The organism is Streptomyces sp. NPDC019937 (assembly GCF_040631655.1).
Classification (GTDB): domain Bacteria; phylum Actinomycetota; class Actinomycetes; order Streptomycetales; family Streptomycetaceae; genus Streptomyces.
On record NZ_JBEYAL010000050.1, the window covers coordinates 20,250 to 43,141 of the forward strand.

The 22,892-nt window shown below is 71.7% G+C and carries 23 protein-coding genes; 13 read left to right on the forward strand and 10 right to left on the reverse strand.

Annotated elements, in window-relative coordinates:
* Positions 1-396 precede the first annotated feature (396 nt).
* The gene (locus ABZ562_RS35580; protein ID WP_361487960.1) at positions 397-537 is read right to left on the reverse strand and encodes a hypothetical protein; all 141 of its coding nucleotides are present in this window, start codon (positions 535-537) and stop codon (positions 397-399) included.
* Positions 538-1,370: 833 nt separating this feature from the next.
* Here ABZ562_RS35580 and ABZ562_RS35585 point away from each other — a divergent pair.
* The 4 genes from ABZ562_RS35585 (at position 1,371) to tyrS (ending at position 7,416) form a co-directional block, all read left to right on the forward strand.
* Positions 1,371-2,888, forward strand: coding sequence for a hypothetical protein (locus ABZ562_RS35585; RefSeq protein WP_361487962.1), 1,518 nt, complete (start codon positions 1,371-1,373; stop codon positions 2,886-2,888).
* A 95-nt stretch (positions 2,889-2,983) separates the two neighbouring features.
* Complete coding sequence (locus tag ABZ562_RS35590; protein ID WP_361487965.1) at positions 2,984-4,510, forward strand: TldD/PmbA family protein; 1,527 nt, start codon at positions 2,984-2,986, stop codon at positions 4,508-4,510.
* Positions 4,507-5,901 (forward strand): metallopeptidase TldD-related protein, encoded by a 1,395-nt coding sequence (locus ABZ562_RS35595; RefSeq protein ID WP_361487968.1) that lies wholly within the window; start codon positions 4,507-4,509, stop codon positions 5,899-5,901. Before ABZ562_RS35590 ends, ABZ562_RS35595 begins: the two co-directional genes overlap by 4 nt.
* Before the next feature lie 96 nt (positions 5,902-5,997).
* Positions 5,998-7,416 carry a tyrosine--tRNA ligase gene (tyrS, locus tag ABZ562_RS35600; protein ID WP_361487971.1) on the forward strand — a complete coding sequence of 473 codons (1,419 nt, stop codon included), beginning with the start codon at positions 5,998-6,000 and terminating at the stop codon, positions 7,414-7,416.
* Positions 7,417-7,492: 76 nt separating this feature from the next.
* Here the strand turns inward: tyrS and ABZ562_RS35605 are convergent, their stop codons facing one another.
* Positions 7,493-7,774: a GlsB/YeaQ/YmgE family stress response membrane protein gene (locus tag ABZ562_RS35605; protein ID WP_361487973.1), complete on the reverse strand. Its 282-nt coding sequence runs from the start codon at positions 7,772-7,774 to the stop codon at positions 7,493-7,495.
* A gap of 213 nt (positions 7,775-7,987) precedes the next feature.
* Here ABZ562_RS35605 and ABZ562_RS35610 point away from each other — a divergent pair, with 213 nt between their 5' ends.
* On the forward strand, positions 7,988-8,413 hold the full coding sequence (locus ABZ562_RS35610; protein WP_361487975.1) for a DUF3099 domain-containing protein: 426 nt from the start codon (positions 7,988-7,990) through the stop codon (positions 8,411-8,413).
* 193 nt (positions 8,414-8,606) lie between these two features.
* Positions 8,607-8,846 carry a hypothetical protein gene (locus ABZ562_RS35615; protein ID WP_361487977.1) on the forward strand — a complete coding sequence of 80 codons (240 nt, stop codon included), beginning with the start codon at positions 8,607-8,609 and terminating at the stop codon, positions 8,844-8,846.
* Here the strand turns inward: ABZ562_RS35615 and moaA are convergent, their stop codons facing one another.
* The 3 genes from moaA to ABZ562_RS35630 form a co-directional block, all read right to left on the reverse strand.
* Positions 8,847-9,836, reverse strand: coding sequence for a GTP 3',8-cyclase MoaA (gene moaA / locus ABZ562_RS35620; RefSeq protein WP_361487980.1), 990 nt, complete (start codon positions 9,834-9,836; stop codon positions 8,847-8,849). It abuts the gene before it with no gap.
* Between the two features lie 101 nt (positions 9,837-9,937).
* On the reverse strand, positions 9,938-11,557 hold the full coding sequence (locus tag ABZ562_RS35625; RefSeq protein ID WP_361487982.1) for a cation acetate symporter: 1,620 nt from the start codon (positions 11,555-11,557) through the stop codon (positions 9,938-9,940).
* Positions 11,554-11,910, reverse strand: coding sequence for a DUF485 domain-containing protein (locus ABZ562_RS35630; protein ID WP_361487985.1), 357 nt, complete (start codon positions 11,908-11,910; stop codon positions 11,554-11,556). Before ABZ562_RS35630 ends, ABZ562_RS35625 begins: the two co-directional genes overlap by 4 nt.
* A gap of 324 nt (positions 11,911-12,234) precedes the next feature.
* Between ABZ562_RS35630 and ABZ562_RS35635 the strand changes: the two genes are divergently transcribed.
* Positions 12,235-13,782 (forward strand): S8 family serine peptidase, encoded by a 1,548-nt coding sequence (locus ABZ562_RS35635; protein WP_361487988.1) that lies wholly within the window; start codon positions 12,235-12,237, stop codon positions 13,780-13,782.
* An 89-nt stretch (positions 13,783-13,871) separates the two neighbouring features.
* Positions 13,872-14,393 carry a hypothetical protein gene (locus tag ABZ562_RS35640; RefSeq protein WP_361487991.1) on the forward strand — a complete coding sequence of 174 codons (522 nt, stop codon included), beginning with the start codon at positions 13,872-13,874 and terminating at the stop codon, positions 14,391-14,393.
* On the opposite strand, the gene ABZ562_RS35645 is transcribed toward ABZ562_RS35640, so the two are convergent.
* On the reverse strand, positions 14,368-15,021 hold the full coding sequence (locus ABZ562_RS35645; RefSeq protein ID WP_361487993.1) for a lysoplasmalogenase: 654 nt from the start codon (positions 15,019-15,021) through the stop codon (positions 14,368-14,370). The genes ABZ562_RS35640 and ABZ562_RS35645 overlap by 26 nt on opposite strands.
* Positions 15,018-15,899 carry a sterol desaturase family protein gene (locus ABZ562_RS35650; protein ID WP_361487995.1) on the reverse strand — a complete coding sequence of 294 codons (882 nt, stop codon included), beginning with the start codon at positions 15,897-15,899 and terminating at the stop codon, positions 15,018-15,020. The genes ABZ562_RS35645 and ABZ562_RS35650 overlap by 4 nt, the downstream gene beginning before the upstream one ends.
* A 162-nt stretch (positions 15,900-16,061) precedes the next feature.
* Between ABZ562_RS35650 and ABZ562_RS35655 the strand changes: the two genes are divergently transcribed.
* The 5 genes from ABZ562_RS35655 to ABZ562_RS35675 all read left to right on the forward strand — a co-directional run bounded on the left by ABZ562_RS35655 (position 16,062) and on the right by ABZ562_RS35675 (position 20,868).
* Positions 16,062-17,057, forward strand: a complete 996-nt coding sequence (locus tag ABZ562_RS35655) for a DEDDh family exonuclease (RefSeq protein WP_361487997.1) — start codon at positions 16,062-16,064, stop codon at positions 17,055-17,057.
* 63 nt (positions 17,058-17,120) lie between these two features.
* Complete coding sequence (locus tag ABZ562_RS35660) at positions 17,121-17,354, forward strand: hypothetical protein (RefSeq protein ID WP_055554069.1); 234 nt, start codon at positions 17,121-17,123, stop codon at positions 17,352-17,354.
* Positions 17,355-17,430: 76 nt separating this feature from the next.
* A complete protein-coding gene (locus ABZ562_RS35665; RefSeq protein ID WP_361488000.1) occupies positions 17,431-18,297 on the forward strand; it encodes an SURF1 family protein in 867 nt (288 codons plus the stop codon).
* 29 nt (positions 18,298-18,326) lie between these two features.
* Positions 18,327-20,108, forward strand: a complete 1,782-nt coding sequence (locus ABZ562_RS35670; protein WP_361488003.1) for a glycoside hydrolase family 15 protein — start codon at positions 18,327-18,329, stop codon at positions 20,106-20,108.
* Positions 20,109-20,112: 4 nt separating this feature from the next.
* Positions 20,113-20,868, forward strand: coding sequence for an SDR family oxidoreductase (locus tag ABZ562_RS35675; protein WP_361488005.1), 756 nt, complete (start codon positions 20,113-20,115; stop codon positions 20,866-20,868).
* A 563-nt stretch (positions 20,869-21,431) separates the two neighbouring features.
* Here the strand turns inward: ABZ562_RS35675 and amaP are convergent.
* Genes amaP through ABZ562_RS35690 form a run of 3 tightly spaced genes read right to left on the reverse strand, consistent with a single transcriptional unit; the run spans position 21,432 to position 22,815 of the window.
* Positions 21,432-21,977 (reverse strand): alkaline shock response membrane anchor protein AmaP, encoded by a 546-nt coding sequence (gene amaP, locus ABZ562_RS35680; protein ID WP_361488008.1) that lies wholly within the window; start codon positions 21,975-21,977, stop codon positions 21,432-21,434.
* Between the two features lie 8 nt (positions 21,978-21,985).
* The gene (locus tag ABZ562_RS35685; RefSeq protein ID WP_361488011.1) at positions 21,986-22,531 is read right to left on the reverse strand and encodes a DUF6286 domain-containing protein; all 546 of its coding nucleotides are present in this window, start codon (positions 22,529-22,531) and stop codon (positions 21,986-21,988) included.
* Positions 22,528-22,815, reverse strand: coding sequence for a hypothetical protein (locus tag ABZ562_RS35690; RefSeq protein ID WP_361488040.1), 288 nt, complete (start codon positions 22,813-22,815; stop codon positions 22,528-22,530). Before ABZ562_RS35690 ends, ABZ562_RS35685 begins: the two co-directional genes overlap by 4 nt.
* Between the last annotated feature and the right edge of the window lie 77 nt (positions 22,816-22,892).

The following is a 22,892-nucleotide window of genomic DNA, read 5'->3' on the forward strand; positions in this document are numbered from 1 at the left end:
GCCGACCCTTGCACTAACGAAAACTATCGGGCCGCAGGCGGCTCCGGAGAATCGAGCACGCACAGGGGCTTCAGCCGGACCCTGTCGACTTCCTACAGAAACCAGGCATTGGCCGCCGCGCCCCGTCCGCTTCGCCATCGCATCACCGAAATGGCCGACCGTACCGACACACCAGCCACGAGCCCGCCCACGCGGCGAGTGCCTTGCCGCCCAGCGTGCCTACATCCCAGCGTTCGGACCACCCCCGCCTGCGCGGGGAGCACGCAGCGATGTTCGCCGCGAACGCCGACGTCTGCGGACCACCCCTGCCTGCGCGGGGAGCACGGCGTGATCATGCGGTACCAGGACAGCTCGAACGGACCACCCCTACCCAGGCGGGGGTGGTCCGACGTGGTGTCAGACGTTGGGGACCTTCAGGAGGTGGTTCCCGCGCAGGCGGGGGTGGTCCACGGCCATGTAGTCGTAGCGGCCCTCCTGGCCGGTGGTCCCCGCGCAGGCGGGGGTGGTCCGGCGGCCGTCGCGAAATTCGCCTGGCACAATCGGTGGTCCCTGCGCAGGCGGGGTCCGCCGGCCGGACCGGACCGGGACCGCATCGAGGAGTGGTCCCCGCGCAAGCGGGGGTGGTCCGGGGTGCTCGGGCGGCACGACGTGCCGCTACCCGGAGCGCGGGGTGATGCGGTGCCAGGCGCGTTCGCGTTCCTCGCTCACATTGCGCCATGTCTCCCACCTCGCTTTCCGGCCACCCCACCGGTTCACGACCCGCCGAACCCGAGGCGTCACGGCTGTAGCGATGGGAATCCCTTTACCGCGATGGACATCACTTTACCGCCCGTGGGGAACTCACACGGGCAGCCGGATCGGAACCGGCCACCGCTCCCTTCGTAAATTAAAACACGGATAAACACTTGGTGAATATTGACCCAAAGAGCCGCCGAAGCACCCGGCTGCGCCGAGGGGGCATTGAATAAATGCGTTGTCCAAAACCCCATGGATGCAACGCCAAGCGAATCCACTTTGCCCTGATTCGCACATCAATGTATCGCTCAACGTTTCATCGCCCCAGTCTTGACCGGCCTCGATGGCGACTCATACGTTTTTTCCGCTGGATTCAGGTGTTTCACCTGATGCGGGGAAGCTCATCGGCGGCCTCACTTTTGCCCACCAGGCAAAAGTGGAGCGCGGCGACCGCCGAATCGCCATACACAATGGGCCGGATGACCCTGCGGTAATACCCCCATCCGACCCGCTCGATATGAAAAGCATTTGATTCCGCGATGGCTCAGCACGACCTACTCAGTGCGGCGGGAGTATCAGCAAGTAACCGTGGCCCTTGGGAATGTTCTGGGCCCACAGGGACGGAGACGGCGCGCATGGCCCCATCGCAGGGACGCATGAACAGCACATTCACCCGGTTGCCCCGGCACGGTTTCACCGACCCCCCGGCCGCCCGGCGACTGCTGGACGCGCTCGAACTGGCCGGGGTGCGCGGCGATTCGGTGCTGCTCGACGGGCTCGGGGCGACCGTCGACCCCGACCTGGCGCTGCGCGGGCTGGTGCGGCTGATCGAGGCGCTCCCGGAGATTCCGGAGGGCGGGGACGCCAAGGAGGGCGCCGAGTCGCGGCAGGCGTTACTGGACACGCTGGTCACCACGAAGCCGCTGCGGGACCGGCTGCTGGGGGTGCTCGGGGCGTCCGGGGCGCTGGGCGACCACCTGGCCCGGCATCCGCACGACTGGCACGCGCTGGCGACCTGCAGACCGGGCGGTCTGCGTCCGGCGCTCACGGAGTTCGAGCAGGCGCTGGCCGAGGGGATCTGGGGCGAGGCGGGGACCGGGATGCCGCGGCCGGACGCGCTGCGCGTCGCCCACCGCCGCGCACTGCTGGCGATCACCGCGCGCGATGTGTGCGGCACCACGGACGTCACGCAGACCGCCGCCGAACTGGCGGACCTGGCGACCGCGACCCTGCGCGCCGCACTGGAGATCGCGGCGGAGGAGCGGCCCGAGGACGCGGCGGCCTGCCGGCTCGCGGTGATCGGGATGGGTACGTGCGGCGGGCGCGAACTGAACTACGTCTCGGACGTGGACGTCATCTTCGTCACCGAGGCCATCGACGGGGTGGAGGAGAGCGAGGCCGTCCGGGCCGCCACCTCGCTGGCCTCGCGGCTGATGCGGATCTGTTCGGATGTGACCGTCGAGGGCACCATCTGGCCGGTCGATGCCGATCTGCGACCGGAGGGACGCGACGGCCCGCTGGTGCGGACGCTCTCCAGCCATGCCGCGTACTACCGGCGGTGGGCCAGGACGTGGGAGTTCCAGGCACTGCTGAAGGCCCGCCCGGTGGCGGGCGCCCCCGGTCTCGGCGAGCGTTTCCTCGAGCTGATCGACCCGCTGCGCTACCCGCCCCGGGGACTGGACGAGGACGCGGTCCGCGAGATCCGCCGGCTCAAGGCGCGGATGGAGTCCGAGCGGCTGCCCCGCGGCGCCGATCCCACCACCCACACCAAGCTCGGCCGCGGCGGGTTGAGCGATGTCGCGTGGACGGTCCAGCTCCTCCAGATGCGCTACGGCCGCGCCGAACCGGGCCTGCGCACCACCCGCACCCGCCGCGCCCTGGCCGCCGCGCACGCGGCCGGTCTGATCGGCAGGGACGACGCCCGGACCCTGGACGAGGCGTGGGTGCTGGCCGGCCGGGTCCGCAACGGCGTGATGCTGGTCCGCGGCCGCCCCGGCGACACCTTCCCCAGCGACGCCCGCGAACTGGCGGCCGTGGCCCGCTACCTGGGCTACGGCCCGGGTCGTGCCGGCGAGATGCTGGACGACTACCGCCGCACGACCCGCCGCGCCCGCGCCGTGATGGAACGCCTGTTCTACGACTCTGAGCGGTGACCGACCGGCTCCGGCCCGGTAAAGCGGTGGACCCACCGAATGTCGTAGCGGCATGGTTCACTGCCGACGGACATCCATCGACGAAGGGGTCGCCCGTGTCGCACGAGATCGATCCGTCCTTCCTCACGTTGCCGCTGCACGCGCTCGCCGACGCGGCGCTCGCGCGGGCGCGGGCGTTGGGGGCCGAGCATGCGGACTTCCGGTTCGAGCGGGTGCGCAGTGCCGCGTGGCGGTTGCGGGACGCGCGGGTCGCCGGGTCGTCCGACACCACGGACCTGGGGTATGCGGTGCGGGTGGTGCACGGGGGGAGTTGGGGGTTCGCGTCCGGGGTGGATCTGTCGATGGACGCGGCGGCGCGGGTGGCCTCGCGGGCGGTGGCGATGGCGAAGCTGTCGGCCAAGGTGATCGAGGCGGCCGGGTCGGACGAGAGGGTGGAGCTGGCGGACGAGCCGGTGCACGCGGACCGGACGTGGGTGTCGTCGTACGAGATCGACCCGTTCGGGGTGCCGGACACGGAGAAGACCGGGCTGCTGGCCGAGTGGAGCGGGCGGCTGCTGGCGGCGGACGGGGTGGCGCACGCGGACGCGTCGCTGCTGACCGTCCATGAGAACAAGTTCTACGCGGATACGGCGGGCACCACGACCACCCAGCAGCGGGTGCGGCTGCATCCGCAGCTGACCGCGGTGGCGGTGGATCCGGTGAGCGGCGAGTTCGACTCGATGCGGACCCTGGCGCCGCCGGTCGGGCGGGGCTGGGAGTACCTGACCGGGGCCGACGGCTGGGACTGGGACGCGGAGCTGGCGGAGCTGCCGGGGCTGCTGGCGGAGAAGATGGCGGCGCCGTCGGTCGAGCCGGGCTCGTACGACCTGGTGATCGATCCGTCCAATCTCTGGCTGACGATCCATGAGTCGATCGGCCACGCGACCGAGCTGGACCGGGCGCTGGGGTACGAGGCGGCGTACGCGGGGACGTCGTTCGCGACCTTCGACAAGCTGGGCAGCCTGCGGTACGGCTCGGAGGTCATGAACGTCACCGGTGACCGGACCGCCGAGCACGGGCTGGCCACGATCGGGTATGACGACGAGGGCGTGGCCGGGCAGTCCTGGGACCTGGTGAAGGACGGCAGGCTGGTGGGATACCAGCTGGACCGCCGGATCGCCCGGTTGACGGGTTTCCAGCGGTCCAACGGCTGTGCTTACGCCGATTCACCGGGGCATGTGCCGGTGCAGCGGATGGCGAATGTGTCGCTGCGCCCGGATCCCAGTGGACCGTCCACGGACGGGCTGATCGGCGATGTCGAGAACGGGCTCTATCTGGTCGGCGACCGCTCCTGGTCGATCGATATGCAGCGCTACAACTTCCAGTTCACGGCGCAGCGCGCGTACCGCATCCGGAACGGGGCGCTGGCGGGGCAGGTGCGGGACTTCGCGTACCAGGCGACGACGACTGACTTCTGGGGCTCGATGACGGCCGTTGGCGGCCCGCAGACGTATGTCCTGCACGGCGCCTTCAACTGCGGCAAGGCGCAGCCCGGCCAGATCGCGTCCGTCTCGCACGGCTGCCCGTCCGCGCTCTTCCGCGGCGTGAACATCCTCAACACCACCCAGGAGGCGGGAGCATGAGCGTGAAGCCGCACGAGATCGTGGAGCGCGCCCTGGAGCTGTCCCGCGCGGACGGCTGTGTGGTGATCGCGAACGAGACGTCGACCGCCCATCTGCGCTGGGCGGGCAACGCGCTGACCACCAACGGCGTCACCCGGGGCCGCACCCTGACGGTGGTGGCCACCGTGGACGGCGCGGAGGGCACCGCGTCCGGGGTGGTGTCCCGGTCGGCGGTGACCGCCGGGGAGCTGGAGCCGCTGGTACGGGCCGCCGAGGCGGCCGCGCGGGACGCGGGCCCGGCCGAGGACGCCCAGCCGCTGGTCGGGCCCGGGGCCGCCGCGCCCGCCTCCCCCGGCTTCACCGACTCCCCCGCCGAGACCTCCTCGGAGGTGTTCGCGGCGTTCGCCCCGGCGCTCGGCGAGGCGTTCGCCCGGGCCCGCGCGGGCGGCCGGGAGCTGTACGGGTTCGCCAACCATGAGGTGGTCTCCAGCTATCTGGGCACCTCCAGCGGGCTGCGGCTGCGCCATGACCAGCCGAGCGGCACGCTGGAGCTGAACGCCAAGTCGCCGGACATGACGCGTTCGGCCTGGGCCGGGCGGGCGACCCGCGACTTCGCGGATGTCGACCCGGCCGCGATCGACGCCGAGCTGGCCCGGCGGCTGCGCTGGGCCGAGCGGAAGGTCGACCTTCCGGCGGGCCGGTACGAGACGCTGCTGCCCCCGACCGCCGTCGCCGATCTGCTGATCTACCAGTTCTGGTCCTCGGCGGCCCGGGACGCGGCGGAGGGCCGTACGGTCTTCAGCAAGCCCGGCGGCGGCACCCGGGTCGGCGACACGCTGTCGGACCTGCCGCTGACGCTGCGCAGCGACCCGCGTGAGCCGGGTCTTGAGGCGGCGCCGTTCGTGATCGCGCACTCCTCCGGGGACGACGCGTCGGTGTTCGACAACGGGCTGCCGCTGCCCGCCACCGAGTGGATCCGGGACGGGGTGCTGGAGCACCTGATCACCACCCGGCACACCGCGGAGCTGACCGGGCTGCCCCTGGCCCCGGGGATCGACAATCTGATCCTGGACGGGGGCGGCACCCGCTCGCTGGAGGAGATGGTCGCCTCGACCGAGCGGGGCCTGCTGCTGACCTGCCTGTGGTACATCCGCGAGGTGGATCCGGCGACCCTGCTGCTGACCGGGCTGACCCGGGACGGGGTGTATCTGGTGGAGGGCGGCGAGGTCGTCGGCGAGGTGAACAACTTCCGCTTCAACGAGTCGCCGGTGAGCCTGCTGTCCCGCGCCACCGAGGCGGGGCGCACCGAGCCGACGCTGCCGCGGGAGTGGGGCGACTACTTCACCCGCGCCGCGATGCCCGCGCTGCGGATCCCGGACTTCAACATGAGCTCGGTCAGCAAGGGGGTGTGAGACCGGCCGGACGCGATATCGGCACTGGCCTCGGGGGACCGGCTAATAGACTGGTCCCCGCCCATCCATCCGCCCTTGACTCTCCCCAGGAACCCCATGACACGCCTCGGCGCATCCGTCGCCCGCGCCCGCGAGCTGCTCGACCAGGACCTCTCCTCCGACAAGACCGTCGAGCAACTGCTCGACGAGACGTCCGCGCGGCGCTCCCTCGACCTGAGCGACCTGTCGGCGCAGGAGCAGGCCGAGCTGATCGCCTCCCGTACGGTCGAGGTCCTGCCGGGGGTCAAGGAGCTGGCCGAGCGGATCGAGGAGCGCCGGGCCGTGGGCCGGGGCCTGGCCATCAAGCTGGGCATCGACCCGACGGCCGCCGATGTGCACCTCGGCCACACCGTGCCGATGATCGTCCTCAACCGCTTCCAGCGGATGGGGCACGACGTCACCCTGCTGATCGGTGACTTCACGGCCAAGATCGGCGACCCGTCGGGGCGTACGGCCGAGCGCCCGCCGCTCACCGACGACGACATCGCGCGGAACCTCGCGGGCTACCAGCAGCAGGTGCGGCCGTTCTTCGACTTCGAGAAGGTCAGCTTCCGGCAGAACAGCGAGTGGCTGGCGCCGTACACCTTCCCGGAGCTGCTGGGGCTGCTCTCCCAGGTGCCGGTGTCGCAGCTGCTGCAGCGCGAGGACTTCCGCAACCGGCTGGCGTCGGGGTCGGGGCTCACCATGTCCGAGCTGCTGTACCCGATCGCGCAGGGCCTGGACTCGGTGGCGCTGGAGAGCGATGTGGAGCTGGGCGGCGCCGATCAGCTGCTGAATCTGCAGATGGGCCGCAAGCTGATGGAGCTGCGCGGGCAGCAGCCGCAGCTGGTCGTGACGATGCCGCTGATCGAGGGCACGGACGGCACCGGCGCCAAGATGTCCAAGTCCAAGGGCAACTACGTGGCGCTCAGCGCGCCCGCCGACGATGTCTTCGGCAAGATCATGTCGATTCCGGACCGGCTGATGAAGCCGTACCTGGAGGCGTGGACGGAGTGGACGGACGAGGAGATCGCCGCCGTGACCGCCCGGCTGGAGGCCCGGTCGCTGCACCCGATGGACCTCAAGAAGGTGCTGGCGGGCGAGGTCGTGACGGCGCTGTACGGCGTCGAGGCGGCGATGGCGGCGCGCGCCGGCTTCGTGGCGCAGTTCTCCAAGAAGAGCTTCACCGACGTCGGGACGCTGCCGGTGGTCGACGCCGCCGAGCACGGCGGTGAGACCATCGCGACCGTGCTGAGCAAGGTCCTGGAGTTCCAGCCGAGCGCGTCGGCGGCCCGCCGGGTCGCCAAGCAGAACGGTCTGCGGCTGGTCGTGGAGGCCGAGGACGGTCAGCGGGCGATCGTGCTCGCCGAGGCCCAGGCGGTGCGGCCGCTGGCCGAGGTGGTCGCGGAGGTGCTGGCGGACGAGGGGCTCAGCGCGGCCTCCGGCGGGGTCTACCTCAAGGCCGGGCGGAAGATCGCCCAGCTCCAGGGCGTATAGGCCCTGACATCCTTGAGCGGCGGCCGGTGCGCTTCCACCATGCGCGCCGACCGCCGCGGCTCCTGGTTCCACGGGATCAGGCCCGCTCTCTCCTGCCGCCGTGGCGGATCGTCTGCCACAGCGGGGTGCCGAGGGCGACGATCACGATGGCCCCGGCCAGTTGCAGCAGATGCCGGATCCAGTCGAATCCGCTGGTGTGCCTGACCCCGATCCAACCGGCCACCGCATTGCCCACGATGGCCCCGAGGATGCCGTAGACGCAGGTCAGCCACAGGGGGATGTCTTGCTTCCCCGGCAGGATCGCCCTGGCGATCACGCCGAGAATGATTCCTACGACGATCGCCCACAGCCAGTTCATGTCGCCTCCTGACGCGGCGGGGGATGCGCGTTTCCTCCCAGTGTTCGACCGTTTCCGCTACCGCGCATGTCGAAGGGTCCCGTACGTGCCCTGCCGTACCGGCTTCGCCACCCGTCGGGGTGCCCCGGTATCGAACCGTATGGGGGCGAGGCGTAACGTTGAGTACGTATCGGAGCGGGGGATACCTGCTCGGGGACCAGGTGGTGGAACGTGATGCGGAAGCACAGCGAGACCGAGGTCTTCCGGATCACCGGGGCCCGTCAGGGACTGGCCGACGATGTGCGCGGCCGGCAGCGGCGCTACGTGATCTCGATGTCGGTGCGGACGGTGTCGGTCGTGCTGGCGGCCGTGTTGTGGAACGTCGAGCGCCATGTGGCCATCGTCGCCTTGGTGCTGGGGGTGTTGCTGCCCTATGTGGCGGTCGTGATTGCGAACGCGGGCCGGGAGAACGCCCCTTCGCTTCCCACCACGTACATTCCGACGCCGCTGCGCCCGATGCTGGACTCCGGCCGGGACGAGAAGCCATCGGACGCGGCGTCCCATCCGGCGGGGGGTTCGGGCCCGGATGCGGCGGGGGCGGAATCCGTCCCGGAAGATGCCGCACATACCAGCGAGGATGGACGCGGCGGACACGGCTGACCTGCCGCGTTCGCGGAACCTCAGGAAAACCTCAGATCAATCACGCTGTTCCGGTGCACCGTGCCCTATGCCTCGTGACATACTTCGTACGCGCTCCGCATCCCCCGTCGGAGCGACGGACCGACGCCGGGCGGCTCCCCCCGTGGCTGCCCGGCGTCGTCATGTCCGCGGCGGTTTCCGTACAGTTTGCGGTGTGAACATCCTCGACACCGCCACCGAGACCGACGCCCCGATCTGCTCCGCCAAGGGCTGCCGCGCCCCCGCCGTCTGGGTGCTGGCCTGGAACAACCCCAAGCTCCACACCCCGGAGCGGCGGAAGACCTGGCTGGCGTGCGAGGAGCACCGCGAGCATCTGTCGAAGTTCCTCGGCATGCGCGGCTTCCTCAAGGACGTGGTGACGCTGGAAGAGTGGTCGGCCACCGAAAACCAGTGATCAGCCGCCGATCGCTGACATCGGGCGGTCCGGCTGCAGGAACGACGGGTCGTCCAGCCCCGACCCCGCCTTCTTCCCCCACATCGCCAGCCGCCACAGCCGGGCGATCTCCTCGTCCGGCGCGCCGGAGCGCAGCGCGCCCCGCAGATCGGACTCCTCGCGTGCGAACAGGCAGGTGCGGACCTGCCCGTCGGCGGTGAGCCGGGTACGGTCGCAGGCGCGGCAGAAGGGGCGGGTGACGGAGGCGATGACGCCGACGCGGGCCGGGCCGCCGTCGACGAGCCAGCGCTCGGCGGGGGCGGAGCCGCGCTCGTCCCCGCCCTCGGGGGTGAGGGTGAAGCGGGTGCGCAGGCTCTCCAGGATGTCCCCGGCGGTGATCATGCCCTCACGCTTCCAGCCGTGCTGGGCGTCGAGCGGCATCTGCTCGATGAAGCGCAGCTCATAGCCGTTGTCCAGGGCCCAGGCGAGCAGATCGGGTGCCTCGTCGCCGTTGAGCCCGGGCATCAGCACGGCGTTGACCTTGACCGGGGTGAGTCCGGCGGAGTGCGCGGCGGCGAGGCCGCGCAGCACGTCACCGTGGCGCTTGCGCCGGGTCATGGCCTGGAAGACGTCGGGGCGCAGGGTGTCCAGCGAGACGTTGACCCGGTCCAGACCGGCGTCGCGCAGGGCCGCGGCGGTGCGCTCCAGGCCGATGCCGTTGGTGGTCAGGGACATCTCGGGGCGCGGGGTGAGGGCGGCGCAGCGCTCGACGATGGAGACGAGGCCGGGGCGCAGCAGCGGCTCACCGCCGGTGAAGCGGACCTCGGTGACGCCGAGGTCGGTGACGGCTATCCCGATCAGCCGGACGATCTCGTCGTCGGTGAGCAGGTCGAGTTTGGCGAGCCACTGGAGCCCCTCTTCCGGCATGCAGTAGGTACACCGCAGGTTGCACCTGTCGGTCAGGGAGACACGCAGGTCGGTGGCGATTCGACCATAGGTGTCGATCAGCATGTCGGCGGCCCCTCACGGTTCGCTTGCGTGCGGCTGTGGTCAATTGTCCCGCACCGTACGCCAAGGCGATGACATCGAGGGGCCGCCGGGGGCTGCCGGCGTCAGTGGGCGCCGTGTCCGGTGAGCGAGCGGACCTCCAGTTCGGCGTACTTGGCCTTGTCGGGCTCCTCCTTGGAGACGAGGGTGCCCACCCAGCCCAGCAGGAAGCCCAGCGGGATGGAGATCAGGCCGGGGTTCTCCAGCGGGAACCAGTGGAAGTCGACGTCCGGGAACATCGAGGTCGGCTTGCCGGAGACGACGGGCGAGAAGAGCACCAGGAAGACGGAGGAGATGAGCCCGCCATAGATCGACCAGAGGGCGCCCTGGGTGGTGAAACGTTTCCAGAAGAGGCTGTAGAGGATGGTCGGCAGGTTGGCGGACGCGGCGACCGCGAAGGCGAGGGCGACGAGTCCCGCGACGTTGAGATCGCGGGCGAAGACCCCGAGGACGACGGCGACGGTGCCGATGCCGACGGTGGCCCAGCGGGCGGCCCCGATCTCCTCCTTCTGGGTCGCCTGGCCCTTGCGGATCACGTTGGCGTACAGGTCGTGGGCGAAGGACGACGAGGAGGCGAGGGTGAGCCCGGCGACGACGGCGAGGATGGTGGCGAAGGCCACCGCGGAGATCACCGCGAGCAGGATCGCGCCGCCGGTGGAGTCCGCGCCGCCGCCGATCTCCTCGGCGAGCAGGGGTGCCGCGGTGTTGCCGGACTTGTTGGACGCGATGATGGCGTCCCGGTCCAGCAGGGCGGCCGCGCCGAAGCCGAGCGCGATCGTCATCAGGTAGAACCCGCCGATGATGCCGATCGCCCAGTTGACCGACTTACGGGCGGCCTGGGCGGTGGGGACGGTGTAGAAGCGGATGAGGATGTGCGGCAGTCCGGCGGTGCCGAGGACCAGCGCGATGCCGAGGGAGAGGAAGTCGAGCTTGGAGGTGGCGTTGACCCCGTACTTCAGGCCCGGCTCCAGGAAGGAGCTGCCCATGCCGCTGTTCTTGGCCGCCTCGCCCAGCAGGTGGGAGACGTTGAAGTCGAACTTGAGCAGCACCAGGAAGGTGATCAGGAGCGTTCCCGCGATGAGCAGGACGGCCTTGACCATCTGCACCCAGGTGGTGCCCTTCATGCCGCCGATGGTGACGTAGAGCATCATCACCACGCCGACCAGGACGACGATGAGGATCTTCCCGGCCTCGCTGGTGATGCCCAGCAGCAGCGAGACGAGGACGCCCGCGCCCGCCATCTGGGCCAGCAGGTAGAAGATCGACACGACGATGGTGGAGACGCCGGCGGCGGTGCGCACCGGGCGCTGGCGCATCCGGTAGGCGAGCACGTCGCCCATCGTGTAGCGGCCGGAGTTGCGCAGCGGTTCGGCGACCAGGAGCAGGGCGACCAGCCAGGCGACGAGGAAGCCGATGGAGTACAGGAAGCCGTCGTAGCCGGAGAGCGCGATGGCCCCGGCGATGCCGAGGAAGGACGCGGCGGACATGTAGTCGCCGGAGATCGCGAGCCCGTTCTGGAAGCCGGAGAACTGTCTGCCGCCGGCGTAGAAGTCGTTGGCGTCCTTGGTCTGGCGGCCCGCCCAGACGGTGATGCCCAGGGTCGCCAGGACGAAGACCGTGAAGAGCGTGATGATCAGTGGCCGGTTGTCCGACGCGCTCTGGGCCGCGAGCAAGTAGGAGTTCATGAGTCATCCCCCAGACGGGCCTTGATGGCCCGCGCGCGCGGGTCGAGCTTGGCGGCGGCGTGCCGGGAGTACCACCAGGCGATGAGGAAGGTGGTCAGGAACTGGGCGAGCCCGAACACCAGAGCGACGTTGATGTTGCCGACGACCCGGGTGCCCATGAAGCCGTCCGCGTAGTTGGACAGCAGGACGTACAGCAGGTACCAGCTGACGAACCCGATGGTCAGCGGGAAGGCGAACGAGCGGTGTGCGGTGCGCAGTTCGCCGAACTCGGGGCTCGCCTGCACCTCGTCGTACGGGGGTCGGTGGTGCTGCCGCTGATCGTCGGGACGATCGCTGGCCGGTGCGGTATCCACGGTCTCTCCTGGTGAGTGGGTCTGACGGGACGTACGGCGGCGATGGTGATCCAGATCACGCATCGTAAAGCGGGAGTCAATTCCAGAACAGGGTCTGGTGGTTGAAAGACGGAGGGAAGAATCGCTGATGCGTTTGGATCGGGGCGCTGTGGCGGGTTTTCTTCCGGAATGTATTGATACCCGGTGATGATCAGCGATAGCTTCGCTCGTCATGTACCCGCCCACGCGCATCCGCGCTGCGGCGGTCGCTACGGATGAGGTGGAGACCCCATGGCTCAGCTGAGATCGGATGCTCCCGGACCCGGGATGAGTTCCCTTAAGCGAATGGCGTCTTCCGGATCGCGGGGGCTGACGCCGCGTGCCGTCGCCATACCCGCCGCCCTGGCGCTCACCGGCGCGCTGGCCTTCCTGCCGACCTCGGCGGGCGCCACCGGGCAGGACAACCACCAGCCCGCCGCCCCGGCCGCGGCGGCCGCCGACGGCCCGTCGCTCAGCTACGTCGTCAACGTCCGCCCGGGCCACCGCGACAGCGCGCGGATCGAGAAGGCCATCAAGGGGGCCGGCGGCTCGGTGGTCATCTCGTACGACCGGATCGGCGTGATCGTCGCCCACTCGGCGAACCCGGACTTCGCCAAGACCCTCCGTACGGTCAAGGGCGTGTCCTCCGCCGGTGCCACCCGCACCGCGCCGCTGCCCGCCCAGTCCACCGGCGACGTCGGCACCCCGAAGCTGCTGAGCGAGAAGGAGCGCAAGGCGGTCGCGGCCCGCGCCAAGGCCGGTCAGGACCCGCTGGAGCCGCTGCAGTGGGACCTGCCCGCCATCAAGGCGGACAAGGCCCACGAGAAGACCCTCGGCAGCCGCGACGTGACGGTCGGGGTCATCGACACCGGAGTGGACGACACCCACCCCGACCTCGCCCCCAACTTCGACCGCAAGGCCTCGGTCAACTGCGTGTCCGGCAAGCCGAACACGGCCGACGGCGCCTGGCGGCCGAGCGCCGAGGAGAGCCCGCACGGCACGCATGTCGCGGGCGAGATCGCCGCCGCGAAGAACGGCATCGGCGTCACCGGGGTCGCCCCGGGCGTCAAGGTGTCCGGCATCAAGGTGTCCACGACCGCCGGGTTCTTCTACACCGAGGCCGTCGTCTGCGGCTTCGTATGGGCCGCCGAGCACGGCGTCGACGTCACCAACAACAGCTATTACACCGACCCGTGGTACTTCAACTGCACCGGCGACCCGGACCAGAAGGCCCTGGTCGACGCGGTGCGCCGGGCCTCGTCGTACGCCGAGCGCAAGGGTGTGGTCAACGTCGCCGCGGCGGGCAACGAGAACTACGACCTCACCTCCGACAAGATCACCGACAGCTCCAGCCCGAACGACACCACCCCCGGTGACCGGGTCGTGGACCCCAGCACCTGCCTGGACATCCCGACCCAGCTGCCGGGCGTCGTCACCACCGCCTCGACCGGCGCCAAGGGGCTCAAGTCGTCGTTCTCCAACCACGGGCTCGGGGTCATCGACGTCGCGGCCCCCGGCGGCGACAGCACCGCGTACCAGAAGCCGGCACCCCCGGCCGAGGACGGCCGGATCTACAACACCCTCCCGGGCGGCAAGTACGGCTACATGGCGGGCACCTCGATGGCCTCCCCGCACGCGGCGGGCGTCGCGGCGCTCATCAAGAGCACCCACCCGAAGGCCTCCGCCGCGATGGTGAAGGCCCTGCTCAAGGCCGGGGCCGACGACACCGCCTGCCCGACGTCGTACGACATCGACGGCGACGGCAAGATCGACGCGGTGTGCGAGGGCGGCAAGGGCTACAACGGCTTCTACGGGGCCGGGATCGTGGACGCCCTGGACGCGGTCCGCAAGTGACCCGCTGACAGGATGTACGGGCCGCCGGGCAGCGCTTCCGCCCGGCGGCCCGTACGCGTACCCCGGGAAGCCGGAGAGGATCCGCCGCCGTGCACCACGACGACTCCTGGGGCCCGCCGCCCCCTCGGCCGCCCTTCGCGCTGCGACTCCGGTTCGGCTTGAGCGTGCTGTTCCTGCCGCTGTGGTGGCTGCTGCTCGTGGCACTTGCCCTGGCCATGATCACGTTCGCCTTCGTGGCCGAGATCCTCACCATCATCCCCGGGTTCGAGAAGGGCTTCGAGCGGACGACGAGCCGCTTCGTGGAATGGGTGCCGGTGTGGCCCGCCTGGTGCGTGACCTGGCCGGAGCTGCGGCACGAGGGCGACGCGGACTACTACCGGGCGCGGGCCGAGGGGAAGGTCGCCGGTCTGACCCGCAAGCAGCTGGCAGCCCGGGAGGCCGGGAAGGCGCCGCCGCCCGGGCCCTACGACATCCCGGTGCGCGACTACCGCGCCGCGGGCGCGGGCCACGTCGTCGGCGTGGCGCGGGCACAGGGCTGGGAGCTGAGCCACGACCGGCCCTCCGACCCGGCCCGGATCGTCCGGCTCAGGCGGCTGCCGGAAGCGCCCTGAGCGGTGCTTCGCGGGCGGCCGCGCGCAGCAGCCCGGCGGTCAGCAGATACTGCGCGGCGACATAGGTGGCCATGATCCAGAACTGGGGTACGGGAGGCCGCGGCCAGTTGGCGAGACCGGCCGCGATCAGCCCGTCGGAGAGCAGGAACAGCGCCCCGCCGAGCCCGGTCGCCCGTCCCGCCCGCAGCGCGCCCAGGGCCATCGCCGTCAGCAGCAGGCTGTACGCGGCGACGGGGACGCGCAGGGCCGGGTCGAGCCCGGGCCACAGCGCGGCCGTGCCGCCGAGCCACCCGGCCCCGTAACCGGCCGCCACCCACGGCACCGTACGCGGCCGCCCGGGACGCGCGAACAGGGCGAGGTAGCACAGGTGCCCGGCCGCGAAGCAGCTCATCCCGGCGAGGAAGGCGGTGTCGCCGCCGAGTTGCAGGAAGACGTCCCCGCCCCAGCCGCACAGCAGGGCGGCGACCAGCGGGCGCGGCCCGCCGCGCAGCAGGGCGTACGCCGCGAGGACCGGCATCAGGGCGGGCTTCGTCAGCTGGACGAGCGTGGCGACGCCGGCGAGCAGCGCGCCCAGATGTGCGGCGACCAGCAGCGCGAAGAGCCCGCACAGGGCGCGCGCGGCGCTCATACGGCGCGCTCCGGCTCGCGCTCCCCCTCCGCCGCGCTGACGGGCGGCGCCGCGGGCGCCCAGCCCGGGCCGCGGAAGACCCGCCCTGCGCGCTCGCGCCAGTCGCGGGCCGCCGCGATGTCGCGGGCGATGGCCGCGTACTCGTGGGTGGCCACGCGCAGCGGGTTGTAGGTGTCGATGTTCTTGGTGAGCCCGAAGACCGGACGCCGGGTCTCGGGGACGAACGACCGGAAGAGCCGGTCCCAGACGATGAGGATCCCGCCGAAGTTGCGGTCCAGGTAGCCCCCTTGGGAGGCGTGGTGGACGCGGTGGTGCGACGGCGTGTTGAAGACGAACTCGACGGGGCGCGGCAGGGTGCCGATCCGCTCGGTGTGGATCCAGAACTGGTAGACGAGGTTCACCGACGAGCAGAACGCGACGGCGGCCGGATGCACGCCGAGCGCGATCATCGGTACGTAGAACGGCCATACGGTCCAGGTGGTCCACGGCTGCCGCAGCGCGGTGGTGAGGTTGAACTTGCGGCTGGAGTGGTGCACCACATGACAGGCCCACAGGATGCGGATCACATGGTGCCCGCGGTGCGACCAGTAATAGAAGAAGTCCTGCGCGAGCAGCATCAGCGGCAGCGTCCACCACTCCACCGGGACGCGCAGCGGGGTGAGTTCGTACACGGCGGAGTAGACCGCCACGATCGGGATCTTCCACACCAGGTCGAAGACGAGGCTGCCGAGCCCCATGGCGACGCTGGTCGCGGCGTCCTTGGCCGCGTAGCCCGCGGCGTCCTCATCGGGGTGCAGGCGGTAACTCACCATCTCCACGACGGCGAGCAGCACGAAGGCGGGTATCGACCACAGCACGGCGTTGGGCAAATGCGGCATAACGGCAACATAGAGCCGGTTCCACCCTGCCGCCAGAGGTAGTTACCAACAAGTATGCTAGACGTGATGTCAACAACGAGCCCGGGCCGGTCGGCTGACGGAACGTACCGGCACGGGCCCGGCCACCCGGACTGTCGGCCCCGGCCCGTATCCTCATGGACCATGCTCGAAGACCCCACGGCAGCCGCCCCGCGAACCGCGCCAACACCCTCGTGGCCGGAGGCCTATCCGCAGGGGTACGCGGTGGTCGACGTCGAGACCACCGGCCTCGCCCGCGACGACCGGATCGTCTCCGCGGCGGTCTACCAGCTCGATGCCCGCGGCGCGGTCCAGGACCGCTGGTACACGCTCGTCAACCCGCGGCGCGACCCGGGCCCGGTGTGGATCCACGGCCTCACCCGGGAGACCCTGGAGGACGCCCCGCTCTTCCCCGACATCGCCGCCGCGTTCGCCGAACGCCTCGCCGACCGCGTCCTGGTCGCGCACAACGCCGCCTTCGACTGGGCGATGATCGCCCGCGAGTTCGCCCGGTCCGGGACCGAGGCGCCGGTGCGTCAGCGGCTGTGCACCATCGCCCTCTCCAAGGAGCTGGGGCTGCCGCTGGCCAACCACAAGCTGGAGACGCTGGCCGCGCACTACGGGGTCGTCCAGGAGCGGGCCCACCACGCGCTGGACGACGCGCGCGTGCTCGCCGAGACGTTCCGGCCGAGCCTCCACCGGGCCGCCGAGACCGGGCTGCGGCTGCCCCTGCTGGCCTGTCAGCCGCTCACCGAATGGACGGACCCGCCGTCCCGCGGGATCGGCGCCCAGCGCTCGTACCGGCAGCAGAGCTGGCGCCCCAGCCGCAAGCGCCCCGCCTGCCCCTACCCCAACCCGGGGCGCTACCAGCCGGGCGGGCTGCTGACCCAGGGCATGCGGGTCGCGTTCTCCGGGGACACCTCGGTCGACCGGGAGCTGCTGGAGGACCGGGCGGTCGAGGCCGGGCTGCACGTGGCGACCAGTGTGTCCCGGCTCACCAGCCTGCTGGTCACCAACGATCCCGACGCGTCCACCTCCAAGACCGTCAAGGCCCGCTCCTTCGGCACGCCCATCGTCGACGAGGCCGCCTTCACCCAGCTCCTCCTCGACGTCATCCCCGCCGAGCCGACAATCAGGTGAAGTCCGCGCGACGCGCCCGCCCACCGCTCGCCCGCCGTCGCCCGGGCCCGCACGCTGTGGCCCATGGCACGCTGTGAGGTCTGCGGAAACGACTACAACATGACGTTCGAGGTGCACGCCCAGGGCAATGTGCACGTCTTCGACTGCTTCTCCTGCGCCATCCACCGCATGGCGCCCATCTGTGAGCACTGCCGGTGCCAGATCATCGGCCAGGGGGTCGAGGTGGACGGCCACTACTACTGCGGCGCCCACTGCTCCCGCGCGGAAGGGAAGGTGGGCATCGTCGACAAGGTGTGACCCCGGACCGGATGCGTGGATTGTGCTCCGGCCCCCCGTGGCCGGGGGACAATCCACGCCGAGTAGGGTCAAGGACGTGTACCGCTTCCTGTTGACCCGGCAGTGGGTGATTCTCACGCTGATCGGGCTCGCACTGATCCCGACCATGATCAGGCTGGGCTTCTGGCAGCTGCACCGCCACGAGGCCAAGGTCGCGCAGAACCAGCTGATCGGGAACAACCTCGGCGCCCCCGCCGTGCCCGTCGACAAGCTCACCGCCCCCGGCCGCACCGTCCCCCGCGACGACACCTTCCGCACGGTGACCGCCACCGGGACGTACGACACGGCCCATGAGGTCGTCGTCCGCCAGCGCACCGGCTCCGACGAGCAGAGCATCGGGTACTTCGTCCTCACCCCGCTGATCGAGGGCAAGCGGGCCGTCCTCGTCAACCGGGGCTGGATCCCCGCCGGGGCCGACCTCACCAAGTTCCCCGACGTCCCGGCCGCCCCCCGCGGGAAGGTCACCGTCACCGGCCGCCTCAAGGCCGACGAGACCAGCGCGGACAGCGGCATCAAGGACAAGTCGGGGCTGCCGCCGCGGCAGGTCATGCTGATCAACAGCGAGCAGCAGGCCAAGGCGCTCGGCCGCCCCGTCCTGGGCGGCTACATCGAGCTGACCTCCTCCTCCCCCAAGGGCGGCAAGCAGCCCGACCCGGTGCCGGAGCCGGAGCACAGCGACATCGGCCCCCATATGGCGTACGCCATCCAGTGGTGGCTGTTCTCCGCCGGAGTGCCCTTCGGCTGGTTCGTGCTGGCCCGCCGGGAGCGCCGCGACCAAGCCGCCCAGGCCGCCCAAGCCGCCCAGGCCGCCGAGGCCACCCAGGCTGCCGAGGCCACCGGGGCCGCCGACGGGAACACCGGGCAGAGCCCCGCGAAGACCCCCGCCGCCGCCAATACGGACTAGGCTTCCCGCTCTCCGGGAAGGTGCCCGACGTGGCACAGGACATTGGCGACTACGCGCTCATCGGCGACCACCAGACGGCGGCCCTGATCAGCCGCGACGGCTCGATCGACTGGCTCTGCCTGCCCCGCTTCGACTCGGCCGCCTGCTTCGCCGCCCTGCTCGGCGACGAGGACAACGGCCACTGGCGGCTCGCCCCCAAGGGCGCCGGCGCCTGCACCCGCCGCGCCTACCTGGACGACTCCCTGGTGCTGGAATCCGTCTGGGAGACCGGCACCGGCACCGTCAAGGTCATCGACTTCATGCCGCAGCGCGACCGCGCGCCCGACGTCATCCGCATCGTCGAGGGCGTCTCCGGCAGCGTCGAGATGGCGGGTGTCCTGCGGCTGCGCTTCGACTACGGGCACGTCATCCCCTGGGTCCGGCGCACCGACGGCCACCGCATCGCCGTCGCCGGGCCCGACTCCGTATGGCTGCGCTCCGAACCGGAGGTGCGCACCTACGGCGAGCACTTCAGCACCCGCTCCGACTTCACCGTCTCCGCCGGGGACCGGGTCGCCTTCGTCCTCACCTGGCACCCCTCCCACGAGCCCCGGCCCCGCCTCATCGACCCGTACGAGGCCCTGCGGTCCAGCCTGGAGGACTGGCGCGCCTGGGCCGCCCGCTGCACCTACCGGGGCCCCTACCGGGACGCCGTCATGCGCTCCCTCATCACCCTCAAGGCGCTCACCTACGCCCCCTCCGGCGGCATCGTCGCCGCCCCCACCACCTCGCTGCCCGAACGGCTCGGCGGGGTGCGCAACTGGGACTACCGCTACTGCTGGCTGCGCGACTCCACCCTCACCCTGAACGCCCTGCTCTCCGCCGGCTACCGCGAAGAGGCCGCCTCCTGGCGCGACTGGCTGCTCCGCGCGATCGCCGGCGACCCCGCCGAACTGCAGATCATGTACGGGCTCGGTGGCGAGCGGCGCCTCCCCGAGCACGAGCTGCCCTGGCTGGAGGGGTACGGCCACTCCTCCCCCGTCCGCGTCGGCAACGGCGCCGTCACCCAGCGCCAGCACGACGTCTACGGCGAAGTCCTCGACTCCTTCCACTTCGCCCGCGCCCACGGCATGGCCCCCGAACCGCACGCCTGGAAGATCCAGAGCGCCCTCATGGACTTCCTCGAATCCGCCTGGCAGGACCCCGACGAGGGCCTGTGGGAGGTCCGCGGACCCCGCCGTCACTTCGTCCACTCCAAGGTCATGGCCTGGGTCGCCGCCGACCGCGCCGTCCGCACCATCGAATCCCACCCCGACCTGGACGGCGACACCGACCGATGGCGGGCCATGCGGGACGCGGTCCACCGCGAGGTCTGCGAAAAGGGCTACGACGCCTCCCGCAACACCTTCACCCAGTCCTACGGCTCCACCGCGCTCGACGCCGCCACCCTCCTCATCCCGCGTGTCGGCTTCCTCCCCGCCGACGACCCCCGCGTCACCGGCACCGTCGACGCGGTCCGCCGCGAGCTCAGTCACGACGGGATCATCCGCCGCTACTCCACCGACGACACCTCCGACGGCCTCCCCGGCACCGAGGGCGCCTTCCTCGCCTGCTCCTTCTGGCTCGCCGACGCCCTCCACCTCATCGGCCGCCGCCGGGACGCTTCCGCCTTGTTCGACCGGCTCCTGTCGCTGCGCAACGACGTGGGTCTCCTCGCCGAGGAGTACGACCCCGAGACCGACCGGCTGCTCGGCAACTTCCCCCAGGCCTTCAGCCACATCGGACTGGTGGGGACCGCCCTTACCCTCGCGGACACGCCCCAGGCAGACTGAACCCATGGATCTTGGACTCAAAGACCGCGTGTACATCGTCACCGGAGCCACCCGCGGGCTGGGCCGCGCCGCCGCGGCCGAGCTGGTCGCCGACGGCGCCAAGGCCGTCATCACCGGCCGCGACGCCGACACCGCCGCCGCGGCCGCCGCCGATCTCGGCCCCGACGTGGTGGGCGTCGCCGCCGACAACGCCGACCCCGACGCCGCCGCACGCCTCATCGCCACCGCCCGCGAGCGGTTCGGCCGCTTCGACGGCATCCTCATCAGCGTCGGCGGGCCGCCCGCCGGGCCCACCGCCGACATCACCGACGCCCAGTGGCAGGCCGCCTTCGACTCGGTCTTCCTCGGCGCCGTCCGGCTCGCCCGCACCGCCGCCGCCGAACTCACCCCCGGCGGTGTGATCGGCTTCGTCCTCTCCGGCTCCGTCCGCGAGCCCGTCTCCGGCCTCACCGTCTCCAACGGCCTCCGCCCCGGGCTCGCGGGCTTCGCCAAGAACCTCTCGCTGGAGCTCGGCCCGCGTGGCATCCGCGTCGTGGGCCTCCTCCCGGCCCGCGTCGACACCGACCGGGTCCGCGAGCTGGACGGCCTCTCCGGTGACGCCGCCGCCGCGCGCGAGCGCAACAGCGCGGCGATTCCGCTGCGGCGGTACGGCACGCCCGACGAATTCGGCAAGGCCGCCGCGTTCCTCCTCTCCCCCGCGGCCTCCTACCTGACCGGGCTGATGCTCCCGGTGGACGGGGGCGCGCTCCACGGCTGGTGACGGCGGGGGGGGCTTCCCCCACCCCGCCCCTACCCGACCCGGGGCTCCGCCCCGGCCCCCGCTCCTCAAACGCCGGAGGGGCTGATTCGGCGCACCCGGCCCCACCGGCAGCGGCTGGGCCGGACGGCATCCGGCGGGGGCGGAATCGCCCGTCGGCGCAGGGCGGGGTCGGCGCCGGGCCGCGGCGGTGAGCCGCCGTACGGCGCCCAGGAGCCGGGCGGCGGCCACCCAGTACCCGGCGCCGCCAGCCGCATCGGAACCGGCCGGGGCGGCAGCCACCGACACAGGCCGCATGGCCGCGGGGCGCGGCCACCCCACCCAGCACCCGACCGCCGGGCGCGCCCGAACCGGCGGCCGCCGGCGGGGGCCGGGCCACCGGCGGGAGGGGGTGGGGTCGCAGGGGTGGGGTCCTGGACGCTGACGTGTATGTGTGGCGCCGATTGGTCGACGTTCAGCGCACGGTCTGCGGCGGCGGCGCCGTAAATATACGGTCCAGGGCCCTGCCCCGGAGGCCCCGCACCCGGCACCCACCCCCACACCCCGGCGCACCACCCACCGCGCACCTAGTGGGCTCGCTCCGGGGCGTGGGGGGCGGCGCGTAGGTGGACTTCCGCCGGGAGGTGGGGCAGGCCCGCGGAGGTGCGGGCGGGGGTCAGGGCTTCGGTCTCCAGGGACCGCAGGGTCGCCGCCGGTTCCGCCCCCGCGGTCAGGACCAGGCCCACCCTGGCCCTGGGGGCGGCGCGGCGGCCGTGGAGGTGGACGTGGGCGCGGGCGACGCCGGGCAGGGACTCCGCGTCGGCGCTCAGGGCGGCTTCCAGGGCGCGGCCGCGCAGTGACGCGCCGGAGCCGTCGTCCATCGGTACGAGGACGTCGTCCAGGCGGCGCCGCCGCAGCTGGGCCAGGGCCCAGCACAGCGCGAGCAGCACCAGCACGCTCAGCGCCGCGATGACGCCGGGCCACCACCAGTCCTCGTCGCGCCAGCGCACCCGGTCCGCGCGGGTGAGCAGGACGGCGTCGGGGGAACGACGGCCGGCGATCAGGACCGCCGCGCCCGCGCACGCGACAGCGAGGCCCAGCACCCCCAGCAGCACCCGGTTCACGATTCGCACGGCGCCCGTCACCTCGCCGGTCGCCGTACGCGGACGGACAGCCCCGGGCGCCGGGCGAGCCCGAGTTGCCGGATGCCGTCTCCGAGGGTGGTCAGCAGGTCGGCCCGTACGTCGTCGAGGTCGCGGAAGTGCACCTGGGCGCGGGCCCTGATCCGGCGGCGGCCGACGTCGACCCGTACGGCCCGTACGCCGGGCACGGCCATCGCCCGGTCGCGCAGCATCAGCCCGGCGGCGGTGCGGTCGATCCCGGCCCGGAGGGCGGCCTTGCCGTCGTCGCTCATCGGGAGGAGTTTGCGCAGGCCCGGGGTGACGGCCAGCGCGACCATCCACACGCCCAGCACGACCAGGGCCACCGCGATCCCGACGATCCAGCCGTCGTCGAGCGGACGCGTGGCGAGCTGGTCGGCGAGCCAGCGCCGCCACTCCATCACGGGGTGGCCGGTGCGTTCGGAGGCGATGTCGTACAGCAGCAGCCCGAGCGCGCCGAGCAGGACCAGCGCGGTCAGACCGGCCGGTACGCGCCGGGCCGACCAGAAGCGTCCGGTGGCGCTCATCGCACCGTCCCCCGGTCCAGCCGCGGTGAGTGCAGCCGTTCCACGGTCACCGCCACGTCCGGCACCTCCATGCCCGTCAGTTCGCCGACCCGCGTCGCCACATGACGCCGTACCGCCGCGCACTGCGCGCCGAGGTCGGAGGGATAGCCCAGCTCGACGGCGACGCGTACGCGCGCGGCGCCCGCCCGGACCGCGACGACCGCGTACGGCAGGAGCCCGCGCTCGCCGCCGAGCGCTTCCCGCGCCGCGCGCGAGGCGATCTTCGCGACGACGCGGTCCGCGATCCGGGTCGCGCCCCGCTCGCCCCGCTCCCCCGGCTCACGCGGCTCGTTCGGCTCACGCGGCTCGCCCGGCTCATCCG